This is a genomic window from Streptomyces sp. NPDC020884 (genome assembly GCF_044333935.1).
In the GTDB taxonomy this organism is placed as follows: Bacteria; Actinomycetota; Actinomycetes; order Streptomycetales; family Streptomycetaceae; genus Streptomyces.
Genome location: NZ_JBIRRY010000006.1, coordinates 187,332 through 203,043, shown reverse-complemented (window position 1 = coordinate 203,043; position 15,712 = coordinate 187,332). Strand labels below are relative to the sequence as shown.

12 protein-coding genes are annotated in these 15,712 nt (G+C 73.3%); 6 read left to right on the top strand and 6 right to left on the bottom strand.

The window, feature by feature from the left end:
- Positions 1–50: 50 nt before the first annotated feature.
- Complete coding sequence (locus tag ACH4UK_RS20290; RefSeq protein WP_398358085.1) at positions 51–1,940, top strand: protein phosphatase 2C domain-containing protein; 1,890 nt, start codon at positions 51–53, stop codon at positions 1,938–1,940.
- Positions 1,941–2,053: 113 nt separating this feature from the next.
- Positions 2,054–3,796, top strand: a complete 1,743-nt coding sequence (locus tag ACH4UK_RS20285; RefSeq protein ID WP_398358084.1) for a pyruvate dehydrogenase — start codon at positions 2,054–2,056, stop codon at positions 3,794–3,796.
- Positions 3,797–3,808: 12 nt separating this feature from the next.
- Here ACH4UK_RS20285 and ACH4UK_RS20280 read toward each other — a convergent pair whose 3' ends face one another.
- Together ACH4UK_RS20280 and ACH4UK_RS20275 are read right to left on the bottom strand one after the other, a co-directional pair.
- Positions 3,809–6,922, bottom strand: coding sequence for an alpha-mannosidase (locus tag ACH4UK_RS20280; RefSeq protein WP_398358082.1), 3,114 nt, complete (start codon positions 6,920–6,922; stop codon positions 3,809–3,811).
- Between the two features lie 87 nt (positions 6,923–7,009).
- Positions 7,010–7,441, bottom strand: a complete 432-nt coding sequence (locus tag ACH4UK_RS20275; RefSeq protein WP_398358081.1) for a ribonuclease domain-containing protein — start codon at positions 7,439–7,441, stop codon at positions 7,010–7,012.
- Between the two features lie 356 nt (positions 7,442–7,797).
- Here ACH4UK_RS20275 and ACH4UK_RS20270 point away from each other — a divergent pair, with 356 nt between their 5' ends.
- Positions 7,798–8,163 carry an ATP-binding protein gene (locus tag ACH4UK_RS20270; protein ID WP_398358525.1) on the top strand — a complete coding sequence of 122 codons (366 nt, stop codon included), beginning with the start codon at positions 7,798–7,800 and terminating at the stop codon, positions 8,161–8,163.
- Positions 8,164–8,187: 24 nt separating this feature from the next.
- Here ACH4UK_RS20270 and ACH4UK_RS20265 read toward each other — a convergent pair whose 3' ends face one another.
- Both ACH4UK_RS20265 and ACH4UK_RS20260 read right to left on the bottom strand, forming a co-directional pair.
- Complete coding sequence (locus tag ACH4UK_RS20265; protein WP_398358079.1) at positions 8,188–9,291, bottom strand: DUF2637 domain-containing protein; 1,104 nt, start codon at positions 9,289–9,291, stop codon at positions 8,188–8,190.
- Positions 9,292–9,483: 192 nt separating this feature from the next.
- Entirely contained in the window at positions 9,484–10,332 is an 849-nt protein-coding gene (locus ACH4UK_RS20260) for a (2Fe-2S)-binding protein (RefSeq protein WP_398358078.1), read from the bottom strand.
- Between the two features lie 146 nt (positions 10,333–10,478).
- Between ACH4UK_RS20260 and ACH4UK_RS20255 the strand changes: the two genes are divergently transcribed.
- Positions 10,479–11,237, top strand: a complete 759-nt coding sequence (locus ACH4UK_RS20255) for a GntR family transcriptional regulator (protein WP_398358076.1) — start codon at positions 10,479–10,481, stop codon at positions 11,235–11,237.
- A gap of 75 nt (positions 11,238–11,312) precedes the next feature.
- Positions 11,313–11,741, top strand: a complete 429-nt coding sequence (locus ACH4UK_RS20250; protein ID WP_398358074.1) for a hypothetical protein — start codon at positions 11,313–11,315, stop codon at positions 11,739–11,741.
- Between the two features lie 57 nt (positions 11,742–11,798).
- Here the strand turns inward: ACH4UK_RS20250 and ACH4UK_RS20245 are convergent, their stop codons facing one another.
- Together ACH4UK_RS20245 and ACH4UK_RS20240 are read right to left on the bottom strand one after the other, a co-directional pair.
- On the bottom strand, positions 11,799–12,584 hold the full coding sequence (locus tag ACH4UK_RS20245; RefSeq protein ID WP_398358073.1) for a hypothetical protein: 786 nt from the start codon (positions 12,582–12,584) through the stop codon (positions 11,799–11,801).
- A 173-nt stretch (positions 12,585–12,757) separates the two neighbouring features.
- Positions 12,758–14,506, bottom strand: a complete 1,749-nt coding sequence (locus ACH4UK_RS20240) for a PucR family transcriptional regulator (protein ID WP_398358524.1) — start codon at positions 14,504–14,506, stop codon at positions 12,758–12,760.
- Between the two features lie 313 nt (positions 14,507–14,819).
- Here ACH4UK_RS20240 and ACH4UK_RS20235 point away from each other — a divergent pair, with 313 nt between their 5' ends.
- Positions 14,820–15,710, top strand: a complete 891-nt coding sequence (locus tag ACH4UK_RS20235) for an FAD binding domain-containing protein (RefSeq protein ID WP_398358071.1) — start codon at positions 14,820–14,822, stop codon at positions 15,708–15,710.
- Positions 15,711–15,712 lie beyond the last annotated feature (2 nt).

Genomic DNA, 15,712 nt, shown 5'->3' with positions numbered 1-15,712 from the left:
TTTTCCCGATGCCCCGTTTTCGGAGCCGCTCCGCGGTGGACAATAGGGGCATGAGTCAGCAGGGGGAGAAGCCCGCCGCCCATGAGGACGACTGGTGGCGCAAGCTGTACGACGAGACCGCGCCGGACACCGGTCCCAGCAGTACGGCCGACAGCCTCGACGATCGCTTCGACTCCGTGTCGGACACGGTGAGCAGCCCGGTGGACGACCACCGGGACACCGTGCGCGAGACCGTCCGGGACCCGTACGCGGGGCCGTACGAGGACCCGTTCGCGGACCGGTACGAAGAACCGGACGCGGACCGCTACGAGGGCCCGAACACGGAGACGCACCGGCCACCGGAGCCGAGCCGCTCCGTGGTGGCACAGCGGGACGGGGCCCCGGGCCCGGTGGCGGACCGGGCTCCGGACGTGGGCCCGAGTTGGGCTGCGGACGCGGCCCCGGACCGGGCTTCGGACGCGGCCCCGAGCCCAGCTCCGGACGCGACCCCGGACGCGGTGGCGGACACGCCCTCGGATCCGGAGCTGGACCGGGGTGCGGCAGCGGATCCGGACCTCATGCCCGCCCCCCGGTCGGCCTGGGACCCGTATGCGAAGCGCGACCCGTTGCCGGAGCCGGGTGCGGCTGCATCCGGCGCGCCGGACACGAACCGGGAACCGCACCCGGGGTCGCCCGCCCCCGCCGCACCGGCAAAGCCGCCCCGGGAGTCGGCCGCCCCCGCCGTACCGCACGTAGCGGAGCCGCAGCCGGAGCCGACCCCGGCTGCGGCTCCGAGGACGGCCGCCCCCGCCGTACCGCATCCGCATCCGGCGCCGGAGGCGACCGCGCCCCGCACCACCGTCTTCCCCGCCCCCTGGGAGGCGCCCGGCGGGCAGCCGGGGCCCCGGACGTTCGCCGCGCCGCGTGCACCGGAGCCGGTCGAGCCCGCCCTCGCGCCCGACCCCAGCGCCCTGCACGAACTGCCGCCGGACCTCCCCGAGGTGCCCGGCGGACGGCCGGCCGTCGAGCACCTCGGGGACCGGCCGCCCACCTATGACGCCGAGCCCGCCGGCCTGCCCTCCGCCACCTCCCAGAACCTGGACGGCCTGGTCCCCGACACCGTCCTGGACGGCGCGCGGTACGGGACGTACACCCTGCGTGCCGCCTCCGTACGCGGCGATTCCGCCCGCTTCCGCGGCGAACCCCGGCGCGACGGGCTGCTCACCGCCCGCTTCGGGGCCGCCGAGAGCGCCCTTGTCCTCGTCGCCGTGGCCGGCGGCAAGCGGGCCGGTGAGGCGGCGCACCTCGCCGCGGCGGACGCCTGCCGCTGGATCGGCGGGGCCGTCGCCCGCAGTCACGTCCGGCTCTCCGAGGACATAAGAGCGGGCCGCCGGGGCGACCTGAAGTCCGGGCTGCACCGGCTCACCGACCGCACGTACGGCAAGCTGCGCGCCCGCGCCGCCGAACTCGGCGTCGAACCGGACGCGTACACCGCCGACCTCCGCTGCCTCCTGCTGTCCGCCGACCCCGACTGCCGCACCCGGGTCTTCTTCGGCGTCGGCAGCGGCGGCCTCTTCCGCCTCCGCGACGGCCTCTGGCAGGACCTGGAGCCCTTCATCCCGGAGGGTGGCGGCGAGCAGGAGGAAGGGGGGGACGGGGACCGGCTGACCATGGACCTCCAGATCACCGCGGTGCCGTCGCCGCACACCGAGAGCCCCGCGCAGCCGCCCGCCGAGCCCTTCCGCTTCCGGGCCTCCCTGGCGCGACCCGGCGACACACTGCTGCTGTGCAGCAACGGACTCGCCGAGCCGATGCGCGGCGAGGCGGCGCTCCCCGGGGAACTCGCCGAGCGCTGGGGGAGCGCCGGACCGCCCGGACTGCCCGCCTTCCTCGCCGACACCCAGCTCCGGATCAAGGGGTACGCCGACGACCGCACCTGCGCCGCCGTCTGGGAGGCGTAACCGCGCACCCCGTGGGTTGATGGATTCCGGAGCCCGGCGAAACGGTGTGTTTCGGGCTCCGGTCTCCGGTCAGCCGACGTGCACGGAGCACGGGCAAGGAAGGGTGCGCACCCATGGCCAAGCAGAACGTGGCGGAGCAGTTCGTCGACATTCTCGCCAGGGCAGGCGTCAAGCGCCTGTACGGCGTCGTCGGCGACAGCCTGAACCCCGTCGTGGACGCCATCCGGCGTAACCCCGCCGTCGACTGGATCCACGTCCGCCACGAGGAGACCGCCGCCTTCGCGGCCGGAGCCGAAGCGCAGGTCACCGGCTCGCTCGCGGCCTGCGCCGGCTCCTGCGGACCGGGCAACCTGCACCTGATCAACGGCCTGTACGACGCCCACCGCTCGATGGCCCCGGTGCTGGCCCTCGCCTCGCACATCCCCTCCAGCGAGATCGGCCTCGGCTACTTCCAGGAGACCCATCCGGAACTGCTGTTCCAGGAGTGCAGCCACTACAACGAGATGATCTCCAACCCGGAGCAGATGCCGAGGCTGCTCCAGACGGCGATCCAGCACGCCATCGGGCGCGGCGGCGTGAGCGTCGTCTCGATGCCGGGCGACGTCGCCTCCAGGCCCGCCCCCGAGAAGAGCATCGAGCACGCCCTCGTCACCGCGCGGCCGACCGTGCGGCCCGGCGACGACGAGATCGACAAGCTGTGCCGCATGGTGGACGAGGCCAAACGGGTGACGTTGTTCTGCGGCAGCGGCACGGCCGGGGCGCACGCCGAGGTCATGGAGTTCGCCGAGAAGGTCAAGTCCCCGGTCGGGCACGCGCTGCGCGGCAAGGAGTGGATCCAGTACGACAATCCGTACGACGTCGGGATGAGCGGGCTGCTCGGCTACGGCGCCGCCTACGAGGCGACGCACGAGTGCGACCTCCTCATCCTGCTCGGCACGGACTTCCCGTACAACGCCTTCCTCCCCGACGATGTGAAGATCGTCCAGGTCGATGTGCGCCCCGAGCACCTCGGTCGCCGCTCCAAGCTCGACCTCGCGGTCTGGGGCGATGTGCGCGAGACCCTGCGCTGTCTCACCCCCCGGGTGAAGCCCAGGTCCGACCGCAAGTTCCTCGACCGGATGCTGAAGAAGCACGCGAACGCCCTGGAGGGCGTGGTCAAGGCCTACACCCGCAAGGTCGAGAAGCACGTCCCGATCCACCCCGAGTACGTCGCCTCCGTGCTGGACGAGATGGCCGACGAGGACGCCGTGTTCACCGTCGACACCGGCATGAACAACGTGTGGGCCGCTCGCTATCTGACGCCCAACGGCAGGCGCCGGGTGATCGGTTCGTTCAGCCACGGCTCGATGGCCAACGCCCTGCCGCAGGCGATCGGCGCCCAGTTCACCGACCTGGGCCGGCAGGTCGTCGCGATGTCCGGCGACGGCGGATTCGCCATGCTGATGGGCGACTTCCTCACCCTGGTCCAGTACGACCTGCCCGTGAAGGTCGTCCTGTTCAACAACTCCTCCCTCGGCATGGTGGAGTTGGAGATGCTCGTCGCCGGCCTCCCGTCCTACGGGACGACCAACAAGAACCCCGACTTCGCCGCCATCGCCCGCGCGGCCGGCGCCTACGGCGTACGGGTGGAGAAGCCCAAGCAGTTGCAGGGCGCGCTCAAGGACGCGTTCAGGCACAAGGGCCCCGCGCTCGTCGACGTCGTCACCGACCCGAACGCGCTCTCCATCCCGCCGAAGATCAGCGCCGACATGGTCACCGGCTTCGCGCTCTCCGCCAGCAAGATCGTGCTGGACGGCGGGGTGGGCCGGATGCTCCAGATGGCCCGCTCCAACCTCCGTAACGTGCCCCGCCCCTAGGGCCGTTCCGGATCATGCCGGGGTCAGGCGCACCGTCAGGATCTGGAACGGCCGCAGCGCCAGGACGAGCCCGTCCTCATCGGTCTCCGCCGGGTGCAGCGGCCGTTCCAGCAGATCGGTGATCCGGGACCCGGCGACCGGGAAGGACACCGTCAGCCGGGTCCGCACCCGGCTTCCCGCCGACTCGTAGAGCCGTACGATCACGTCCCCGCTGCGGTCGTCGGCGAGCTTGACCGACTCGACCGTCACCGCCGGGTGGCCCGTCGACACCAGCGCGGGCACGACCGGGGCGACCGCCGCCCGCAGCGGCAGGTTCAGCGCCAGCCCCTCCCGCACGGCGTCCGTCACCTCTGCGCCGGGCGCGAGCGCGTAGCGGAAGCGGTGCACGCCCAGATCGGTGTGCGGGTCCGGGCTGTGCGGGGCGCGCAGCAGCGTGAGCCGGACCGTCGTGCCGAGACCCTCCGGGTGCGGGGTGCGGGTCACATCGTGGCCGTACGTCGAGTCGTTGAGCAGCGCGACGCCGTACCCCGGTTCCGCGACCCGCAGCCAGCGGTGGGCGCAGATCTCGAAACGGGCCGCGTCCCACGACGTGTTGTCGTGGGTGGGCCGGTGGACATGGCCGAACTGGATCTCAGCGGTGGACCGTTCGGCGTGCACATCCAGCGGGAACGCGGCCTTGAGGACCTTCTCCGACTCCTGCCAGTCCACCTCGGTGTCGACGTCGAGCTGCCGCGCCCCCGCCGCGAGCCGCAGCTCCTGCACGAGCGTCGACCTCCCGAAGGAGCGCACCACCCGCACGGCCGCCCGCAGTGGCCCGTCCTCCACCAGGGACACGGAGTCCGCGGCGGTCAGATCGGTGCGGCTGCGGCGGTAGTGCCGGTCGATGTCCCAGGCGTCCCAGTGATTGGGGTGGTCCGGATGCAGCTGGAGGAGGTTGCCGCGGGCGCCGGGGACCAGCACCTCGCGTCCGGCGACCAGATCGCGGACCGCCGAGACGAGCCCGTCGCCGTCCACCGTGACGCGCAACAGCCCGTTGTCCAGGACGATGTCGCCCGCCCCGGACGCCTGCGCGGTCGCCGGGTGCTCCGGGACCTCCGCACCGTCCAACGGGCCCGCCCCGAGCCCCGGACTCCGCGCCACCACCGCGGCCCGGCCCTCGCCCAGCGCCTGCACCCGCGCCCCGGACGGCAGGACCCCGGCCGCCTCCGCGTCCAGCTCGATCACCTGAACCCGTTCGTACGGCGCGGAGTTGAGCGCCACCATGCCCTCGGACGCGCCCAGCGAGGCCACCGCTCCGGCCACCAGGTCCGCCAGCTCGGCGCGCACCTCCTCATAGGTGTCGCGGGCCTCCCGGTGCACCCAGGCGATCGACGAACCGGGCAGGATGTCGTGGAACTGGTGCAGCAGCACCGTCTTCCACACCCGGTCGAGACGCTCGTGCGGATAGCGGTACGAGGGTGAGCGCAGCGCCGCCGTCGTCGCCCACAACTCCGCCTCGCGCAACAGGTGTTCGCTGCGCCGGTTGCCCTGCTTGGTCTTCGCCTGGGTGGTGTACGTCGCCCGGTGCAGCTCCAGATACAGCTCGCCCGACCAGACGGGCGCCTGCTCCCCGTACTCCTCCTCGGCCGCGGCGAAGAAGGCCGAGGGCTTCTCGACCGACACCCGGGGCGATCCCTCCAGGTCCCGCAGCCGGCGGGCCCGCTCCAGCATCTCGCGGGTCGGACCGCCTCCGCCGTCGCCCCAGCCGAACGGCACCAGCGAGCGGGTGGCCCGGCCCTTGTCGGCGAAGTTCTGCTCGGCGTGCGCCAGTTCGCGGGCGTGGAGCTGCGCGTTGTAGGTGTCGACCGGCGGGAAGTGGGTGAAGACCCGGGTGCCGTCGATGCCCTCCCACCAGAAGGTGTGGTGCGGCATCTTGTTGTGCTGGTTCCACGACAGCTTCTGGGTGAGGAACCACCGCACCCCGGCCAGCCGCGCCAGTTGGGGGAAGGCGGCGGTGTAGCCGAAGGAGTCCGGCAGCCAGATCTCCTCCGTCTCGACGCCCAGTTCCTCGCGGAAGAATCGTTTGCCGTGCACGAGTTGGCGTGCCAGGGCCTCGCCGCCCGGCAGGTTGGCGTCCGACTCCACCCACATCGATCCGACCGGAGACCACTGCCCGGCCGCCACCGCCTCCTTGATCCGCTCCCAGACGTGCGGCTGGTGCTCCTTGACCCAGGCGTACTGCTGGGCCTGCGAGCAGGCGAAGACCAGCTCCGGGTAGTCCTTCGCGAGGGCGGTGACATTGGCGAACGTACGGGAGGCCTTGCGCACGGTCTCGCGCAGCGGCCACAGCCAGGCCGAGTCGATGTGCGCGTGCCCGGCCGCCGAGATCCGGTGCGCGCTCGCGGTGGCGGGCCGCGCCAGCACCCCGGCCAGCGCCGCCCGGCCCGCCGTCGCGGTGCCGGAGACGTCGTGCAGGTCCAGCGCGTCGAGCATCGACTCCAGCGCCCGCAGGATCTCGTGCCGCCGCGACCGGTCGGCGGGCAGCTCGTGCATCAGCTCGGAGAGCACCTCGATGTCCAGGACGAGATGCCAGACCTCCTCGTCGAGGACCGCGAGGTCGGCGGAGGCGAAGCGGTACAGGGGGCGGTCGCCGGAGGTCCGTACGTCACCGAGCGGCGTCGGCTCGAAGCCGTGCTCCAGGACCGCCGGGTTGGCCGCCGCCTCCAGCAGCAGATCGACCGGCTCCCCGCCCGCCGCCGGGTGCGCCAGCGTCAGGTGCCGGTTGCGGGGATGAACACCCTTGAGAGGGACGCCCAGATGGTCGTACAGCAGGCCTTCCGCCTGGAACCCCGGCCCCTGGCCGGTGAACCCCGGGTCGACGACCACTTCCACCCGGCGCCCCGACCACTCCCCGGGCACCGCTCCCCGGAGCCGGAACCAGCTGGTCGACCAGGGCCTGCCCCACTCCGTACCGGCGGTGAAGGGCTCGAAGTCCGCCCCGAGGGCCTCGGCCACCGGCACCGGCTCGCCCGGAGCGTGCCACACGGTCAGGGCGAGCGGGGTGCGAGCGGCGTACTGGGCCGGGCGGACGAACTGGTGGAGGGCCCTCTCCAGGCGGCCCTCCACCAGGGTGCGGTCGTCGTGCATCACAGCTCCTCGGGAAGGGGTGGGGTCCGGGCGGGGGCGCCTCGGGTTCCCTTCCCCCGGAGTGTGCGGAACACCCCTCGGAGAGGGTCAGCAGTCGTGGTCGACCAGGTCGAAGGAGGCGTAGTGGTCCGCGGTGTAGTAGTCCTCCTCCACGTCCTCACCGGTGACGATCCGGCGGGCGCCGCGGTTCGGGGAGCCGGGCGTGATGACCGTGTACTCGTGGTAGTAGCCGGTGGACTGGCCGGGCAGCAGACCCTCGCGGTTCTGGAAGACGGTGCCGTCCTGGTCGTACGGGAACGGCCCGCCCTGCTCGATCAGGTCCAGGGTGTCGTGGGCCTGGGACGGCAGGGCGGAGTAGCAGACGCTGCCCACCGCGGCTGCCCGGAAGGCGGTCGCGGAGTGGGCCGAGGGGGCGGCGGTCGGAGTAGCGGCCTGGGCCGTGACCGGGCCCGCGGCGAGGAGGAGGGACAGGAGGGCGGCCGTGCCGCCGAGCTGAGTGATGCGTGGGGGGATGCGCATGCCATCATGATGACGCGCGTAGAAGTTCGCTCGTCAACGCCAACTCCGTTGTATTCGCCGGACGTTAACCGGAGCTGCGCCTATGTGGTGATGGCGTGCGCGGGTGGGATGTTCCGTGCGCCCCTCGCCGCCCCGGACCGTTCACTTATTGATGAGTCGACAAGCGTGACCGTGTACATACAGGGGCATGCATCCCGTGAGGCTGTTCGAAGGACAGCCGGATCAGAGGAGGTCGGTTCACTGTGCGGGCGGGGGAAATGGCGAAGCGTCAGAACAGGACCACGGCCGTCGAGGGGCGCGGCCCCCGGAGCCGGAGACCGGGGGAGGCGCCGCAGCCGGCCCGGATGCGCCGAAGAGTGGGCCACACCGAACGGGCGGCGGTGGGGGAGGTGCGCCGGGAGCTGAGGGAGTTCCTCCGACATCGCTCCGGCCGGGAACAGACCGAGGCGGCGGAGCTGTTGGTGAGCGAGCTGGTGACCAACGCGCTCATTCACACCCGGCACGGGGCCGTGGTCACCGCCACGGCGACCTCCGCCCGACTGCGGGTGGAGGTACAGGACTTCACGTCGGACGACTTGCCCCCGCCGTACGTACCGAACGCCGACGACGGTACGCACGGCAGGGGCCTCATCCTGGTCCGGAGCCTGGCCGACGCCTGGGGCGTGGAGGCACAGGCCCTGGGCAAGATCGTCTGGTTCGAGCTGCGCGGCGGGAGGCCCTGAGGGGCCCTCCGCCGCGACGCGGACTCAGCCGAACTGCTGTTCCAGATCCTTCAGTTTCTGTTCCAGCGAATCGAGCCGGGGGAGTGTCTGGGTGTCGTCCTCGGCGGTGAGGTCGACGGTCCGTGGGTCACTTCCCTGGTTCGGTGCGTCCAGGCTCTTCGAGCTCGAACCGTCCGCCGCCTGCTTCGGGCCGACGGCTTGCAGGGATGGCCGGGGTCGCAGAGGCAGCTGACCCGGCTCTGCTATGGCCGGCTCCGCGACGGCCGGCGCCGCGCCGCCCGAAGCCGGAGCGAGGGCGGGCACGTCCACCCGCTGCCCGCCCCGGCCGCCGCGTCCCCAGACCCGGTTCTGCCGGTTCAGGGCCTTGATATGGGCCCGGTCCAGCTTCTCCTGGTCACGTCGGCGCAGCCGGTCCTGCTCGCGCTCCCTGCGGTCCTCCCGCACCTCGTCCACCGCCTCGTCCAGGGTGCGGACGCCCTCCAGGAGCATCAGCGACCAGGCGCCGAAGGTCTCCCGGGGCGCCCGCAGCCAGCGGACGATCCGGATCTGCGGCAACGGACGGGGCACCAGGCCCTGTTCGCGCAGCGCGGCGCGGCGGGTCTGCTTCAGCGCGCGGTCGAAGAGCACCGCGGCCGAGAGGGACATCCCCGCGAAGAAGTGCGGGGCGCCCGCGTGGTCCAGGCCCCGGGGGGCGTGCACCCAGTTGAACCAGGCGGCGGCCCCGGCGAACGTCCACACCAGCAGCCGGGAGCCGAGAGCCGCGTCTCCGTGGCTCGCCTCCCGTACGGCCAGCACGGAACAGAACATCGCGGCGCCGTCCAGTCCGAACGGGACCAGATACTCCCAGCCCCCGGTGAGGTTCAGGTTCTGCCGGCCGAAGCCGACGAGCCCGTGGAAGGAGAGCGCGGCGGCGACCGCCGCGCAGCAGAACAGCAGGACGTAACTGGCGGTGGCGTACAGCGCTTCCTTGCGTCTGCGGCGGTCCTCGCTGCGTTCCCAGGAGTCGTCGGCCGCGGCCTTGCCGGCGGCACGCTTGCCGCGTGCGACCACCGTCACCGCCGCCATGACCCCCACGAGCAGTACGGCGCCCGGAAGCAGCCAGTCAAGCGATATGTCGGTCAGTCTCATGCGCGGTCCCTTGCGTCACGTAGGGCGTTTCGTGCGCCATCGTGACGGAATTCCCGTCCCGTTCCGGGGGTTTCGGGACAAGAGCACGCCATGGGGGTGGGAGAGGCTATCGATGGGTGGAATCTTCTCGAACGGCCGCCCGGTCAGGCCGAGTTGCGTTCGATTCCACGTCATCCGGACGGGCGGTGTGGATCAGGAAGCTGCCGCGAGCTTTCGCACCCGGTCCGCGTCGCAGGTACGCGGGCAGGTCACACAGGTGTCCTCGGGGCGCAGCGTGTAGAAGAGGCAGCAGCTCGCCCGGTCCCGGGTCGGCAGGGGCTGACCCTCGGGACCGGTCAGCTCGCGGAAGCCGGCGGCGCCGACGTACGGCTTCGTGGTGCCGGGGAGCAGCAGCTCCAGCTCGGCCATCGCGCGGCGCTCCTCGCCCAGCAGGTGCGCGACGTACCAGAGGCCCTCGACGATCTCGTCCGTCGCCATCCCCCACAGGGCCCGCTTGCCGCGCCGCATGCGCGGACCGAAGCCCTCCAGCACCGGACCGAGGTGCTCGGCCAGGGAGTCCAGGACCTCGGCCCGCAGCGCCGCCTCGTCCGGGACGACCCGGGCCCCGGGCAGCGTGGCCGCCGGGTCGTCCGGCAGGCAGGCGAATTCCCGGACCCGCACGGTCAGATGGCCCAGCGCCCGCTGGAAGGACACGTCCTCGACCGGGATCCGCGGCACCCGGCGCTGCAGGAACCAGGGCACGGTCACGAGCAGACAGGCGGGCCAGGCGTACCGGTGCAGACCGAAGCTGGCCACCACGTCCGGGCGGGCCTGCCGGCCGTAGTCGCGCAGCACCTGGGCGTTGTCCCAGGCGAGGAAGGTGTCCACGACGGGGCCGCCGGCCGCCAGCTCCGCCGCGCCGACCCAGCCCGCGCCGGACGGGGCGACGGCGTCGCCGACGAGCACGTCGGCCCGCAGGCCGGGGAACACCTCGGTCAGGCGGGTGTACGCGGCGGTCACGGGGGACGTCGCGGCACCGGTGAACGGCGGGGAGAGGGTCATGCAGGGGACCACCGAATCGGGATCGTTTGCAGGTAAGGCTAACCTTACCCGACGCCGTCGATGTTTGAACTGCGGCCTCCTCCCTCTATCGTGCACAGGAGGTCCGGCGCACGCGAGTCGGCCCGCGGCAGGCGGAGGAGGTCCGGGTGGAGCAGCGCAGCGCGCGCGAGGGCGCACGTCCGGCGTACGCCCCCGGAGCGTTCCCGCACACCCCGGCGGTCGCCCGGGTGCCGGAACAGGTCCGCGGCGAGCACACCCACAGTGAGCCCCCCGCCCCGCACGCCGTCCAGCGCCACTCCGTACGCGGCCAGATCCTGGACGCCCTGCGCGCCGCCCTCGTCGACGGTGAACTGGTGCCCGGCCAGGTGTACTCCGCTCCCGCGCTCGGCGCCCGCTTCGGGGTCTCCGCGACGCCGGTGCGCGAGGCCATGCAGCGGCTGGCCGTCGAGGGCGCGGTCGAGGTGGTGCCCAACCGCGGCTTCCGGGTCAGCGAACGCGGCCCCCGCGAGCTGGCCGAGCTGGCCGAGGTGCGGGCCCTGATCGAGGTCCCGGTGATGCTGCGCCTGGCCCGTACGGTCCCGGCGCACCGCTGGAGCGTCCTGCGCCCGCTGGCGGACGCCACGGTCACGGCGGCGGCCGTCGGCGACCTGGCCGCCTACGCCGAGTCCGACCGGGCCTTCCACCGCGCGGTCCTCACGCTGTCGGGCAACGAGCAGCTCGTGACCGTCGCCGACGAACTGCACCGGCGCTCCCAGTGGCCGCTGGTCTCGGGCCCCGCCACCCGCCGGGCCGACCTGCTGGCGGACGCCTCCGAGCACACCGCCCTGCTCGACGCCCTCATCGCCCAGGACCTCACCGTCGTCCAGGCCCTGGTCCGCGAGCACTTCACCGGCGCCGACGGCTGACCCCGGGGAAGCGGGAGCGCGATGCCGGGTAGGGCGAAGGCACGAAGACGACCGTGGGGTCCGGTGGCGGGAGCCGTGACGGCGGCCACGCTGGTCACCGCTCTCGCGGGCTGCTCGCACGGGGCGGACGACCGTACGCCTCCGGCCCGGACGCCGTCCCCCACGAGCGCCGCCGCCACGCCGACACCCGGCGCGAGCGCGCCGGAGAGCCCGAGCGCCTCGCCGAGTCCCACGCCCGCCCCCGCGACCACCGCACCGCCCCGGCCCTCGCCCGTGGTCACCCTGCCCCTGCCGCGCACCAGCAGGGCCGTGCCGCCGAAGACGCCGGTGATCCCGCCGCGCCGGGACGGCGGCGGCTCGGGATCCGGGGCGACGGCCGTCCCGCAGAACCCCCACCGGGGCCCGACCCCGCCGCCCGCTCCGCCGCGCCCGATCCCGGAGCCGGACCCGACCGACGCGCGGTGGCAGCCGGGAGACCCGGTGGACGACCGGACCGGCGGCTGAGCGGAGTTCCGCCCGCCGCTCCGGACGGGACGCCGCCCACGGCCCGCCCGGCCGTGCTCAGCTCGCCTCGGCGGTGCGCTGGGCCGGGGGGCCCAGATACGGGGCCAGCCAGGTGGGCACGCCGCCCAGCAGCCGGAACAGCCGGCCCGCCTCGGCGCGCAGCCGGTCCGCCGCCTCCGGTTCCGGTTCGGCCTCCGCCAGCGAGATCAGCGCGGGGGCCGTGCCGACCAGGAACCCCAGCTCCTCCCGGATCCGCAGCGACTCCGCGAAACCGTGCCGGGCCTCGGCCAGCTCCCCCTCGCGCAGGGCGAGCGCGGCCAGATGCCGCCAGGTGGACGAAAGCAGGAGGGCGTCGCCGCGGGCCGTCGCCCCGGCGTGCGCCCGGCGGAAGGCGGCGCGCGCCGACTGCGGCGACTCCGCGATGTTCTGGGCGATCAGCCCGCGCCGGAAGTCCAGCAGCGGCCGGGCCGGTGACCCGGGGGCCAGCAGCGCCGCCGACCGGCTCAGCGCCACGCTCGCCTCGTCGGCCCGGTCCCGGACCGCGAGGAGGGTCGAGGCGTACGCGAGATGGCCCCGCTCGGAGGCGGCCGCCCCGCGCTCGTCGTCGCTGCGGGCGATGGCCTCGGCCGTGCGCAGGGCGTCCTCGGCGTCGGTCCAGCCCTCTCCGGTGTAGAGGCACCGCTCCGTCAGCAGGGCGGTGCGCTGGAGCGCCGACGCCGGATCGGTGGCCGCGTGGTGCGCCAGCAGCGCCGCCGCGTCCGACCAGCAGGCGCGAGACCGCAGCCGCCATACCGCGGTCTGGAGCGGCGGATCGTCATCTGCTGTCGTTCCGGAACCAGACATGGCGGTATCCGCCACATTGCCCTCCCCGAGCGCGCCATTGTGCTGTTGGGTACGGCGCATCTCAGCACGGATAGGCACGCCGGGCCAAGGGGTCCGGGCAATGTCAGGTGAAAGATTTCACAATCGGCCGGACCGCGACGGGGGCCCGCCGGACCCCGCGCACGGCCGGAAGATCAGCTCATGCGCAGGGCGAGGAAGAAGTCGAGCTTGTCCTCCAGGCGCGAAAGGTCACGCCCCGTCAACTGCTCGATCCGGCCGACGCGATAGCGCAGCGTGTTGACGTGCAGGTGCAGCCGGGCCGCGCAGCGGGTCCAGGATCCGTCGCAGTCCAGGAAGGCCTCCAGCGTCTCGATCAGCTCCGCCCGATGGCGCCGGTCGTAGTCGCGCAGCGGGTCCAGCAGCCGGGCGGTGAAGGCGCGCCGGACGTCGTCGGGGACGAACGGCAGCAGCAGCACGTGCGAGGCCAGCTCGTGGTGACCGGCCGCGCAGACCCGCCCCGGGCGGGCCGCGGCCACCCGGCGGGCGTGCCGGGCCTCCTCCAGTGCGCCGCGCAGCCCTTCGGCGGAATGCACAGCCGCGCTGACACCCAGTGTCAGCCGGCCGTCGTCGGCGAGCCCCGCCGAGAGCGGTTCGCGCACGGAGGCGAGCAGGGTGTCGGCGTGCAGCCCGGGGTGCCCGTCCAGGGCGTCGGCGTCCTCGACCGTCCCGGCGGCGTCGCCCTCCGCGTCCTCCCCGGACTCCGGCGGCACGGTGGTGAGCATGGGCAGCGGCACCAGGGCGATGGCCTCCTCGCCCGTGTGGGCGACGGCGATCCGGTCGGCGGAGTCGGGGCCGCTGATCGCCGGGTCGACGAGGATCTCCTCCAGCAGCGCCTGGGCCACCGGACCGCTCGCGATGTCGCCCGCGGCGGCGGCCTGGCCCGGGGCGTTCCAGTCGACCCGGGCCACCACGACCTGCCACTGCGGGGCCACGCCGAGGCCGGGCAGCAGGACCGGTGCGGCGACCCGCAGCCTGGCCGCGATCTCGGCGGGGGCCGCACCCGCCTGGACCAGCTCCAGGACCTCCTGGGCGAGCCTGCGGCGTACGGTGCGGGCCGCGTCGCGGCGGTCGCGCTCGACCGAGATCAGCTGGGTGACGCCCTGGAGCAGGTCGAGCCGGGCGGCGGGCCAGTCCGAGGCGTCCGCCTCGACCGCGAGCAGCCAGTCGGAGAGCACCGACTCCCGCACGTCGCGGGCGGCCGGCACCGCGCCCCGGCCGGTGTTCCGGATCGGGAAGAGCGAATACGCCGTCCCGGCGATCGTGGCCCGGTGCGGACCCCGGCGGCCGGTACGGGTCGCGGCCAGGTGGTGCCCGGCCAGCGCCGCGCCCAGCGGTCCGGGCAGCGGGGCGCCCGCCCCGGCGATCTGGCGGCCGGTGGGGGACAGGACCCAGGCCCGCAGGTCCAGGTCGGAGGTGAGGAGGTCCAGGACGACCTCCGGGCCGCCGCCCGCCGGGCCCGAGGTCATCAGCCGCCGGTGCCGGTCCACCACGGCCGCCAGATCGCCCGCCCGCTCGCCGGACACCTGGCGCACGACATACTCGGTGATCGTTGCAAAGGCCACGGTCTCGTGCACGGCGAAGAGTGGGAGGCGGTGGTGCAGGCACGCCTCGACCAGGTCGGCGGGGATGTCGCCGAGCTCCGCCTCGCCGGCCGCGAGCCCGGCCACCCCGGCTCCCGCCAGGATCCGGACGAACGGCTCGGAATCCGCCGCGTCCCGGCGCCAGGCGAGGCCCGTGAGCACCAGCTCGCCGCCGGAGAGGTAGCGGCTGGGGTCGCGCAGGTCGGTGGTCATGACGCCGCGGACCGTGCGGTCCAGTTCGTCCTCGCCGCCGAGCAGCCGCAGGCCCAGCGCGTCGGTCTCCAGCAGTGCGCGCAGCCGCATCTCGTCGCCGCCGATCTTCCGTAGGAGGAGTGGGTGAAGGAGCAGGTGGTGAAGGTGGTCGTGGGGTGGGGGAGCCATGGGGTGAACGGGTATCTGTGAATTGCGGTGAGGTTACCGATCCCCGTCATTCGTTCGAATCTACAAGACGAGGACGGAGACCAGCCAACTCCTTCAGTGTTTCGGTGACTGCACCGGCAGGACCGGGGCTTGTGTACTGGGCCACACACCACGTGAACACCATATGAACGAGCCAGTCAGGGCCGGCTGTCCCCAGCCCCAGTGAACGACCCGATTGAGAAGAAGAGAGCCACTCATGGACTTCCTTCGCCCCGCCAGCTGGGAGGAGGCGCTCGCCGCCAAGGCCGAGCACCCCACCGCTGTGCCCATCGCGGGCGGCACCGATGTGATGGTCGAGATCAACTTCGACCACCGGCGGCCCGAGTACCTCCTGGACCTGAACCGCATCGGTGAGCTGTCCGAGTGGGAGGTGGGCCAGGAGAGCGTGCGGCTCGGCGCTTCCGTGCCGTACAGCAGCATCATGGAGCACCTGCGCACCGAGCTGCCCGGCCTGGCGCTCGCCTCGCACACCGTCGCCTCGCCGCAGATCCGCAACCGCGGCGGCGTCGGCGGGAACCTCGGCACCGCCTCGCCGGCCGGTGACGCACACCCGGCCCTCCTGGCGGCCGACTGCGAGGTCGAGGCCGAATCCGTACGCGGTACGCGGCTGATTCCTATCGACACTTTCTACACAGGGGTCAAGCGCAACGCCCTGGCGCCGGACGAGCTGATCCGCGCCGTGCACATCAGGAAGGCCGACGGACCGCAGCAGTACTCCAAGGTCGGCACCCGTAACGCCATGGTCATCGCCGTCTGCGCGTTCGGTATCGCGCTGCACCCCGAGACCCGCACCGTGCGCACCGGCATCGGCTCCGCCGCCCCGACCCCGGTCCGGGCCAAGGAGGCCGAGGAGTTCTTGAACGCCGCGCTCGAAGAGGGCGGGTTCTGGGAGAACGGCAAGATCATCACCCCCGCGATCGCCAAGCAGTTCGCCGCCCTCGCGTCCGGCGCCTGCAACCCGATCGACGACGTACGAGGCACGGCGAAGTACCGCAGGCACGCGGTCGGCATCATGGCCCGCCGCACGCTCGGCTGGACCTGGGAGCAGTACCGCGGCGCGGGCCGCACGCTGGAAGGAGCTGCGTAACC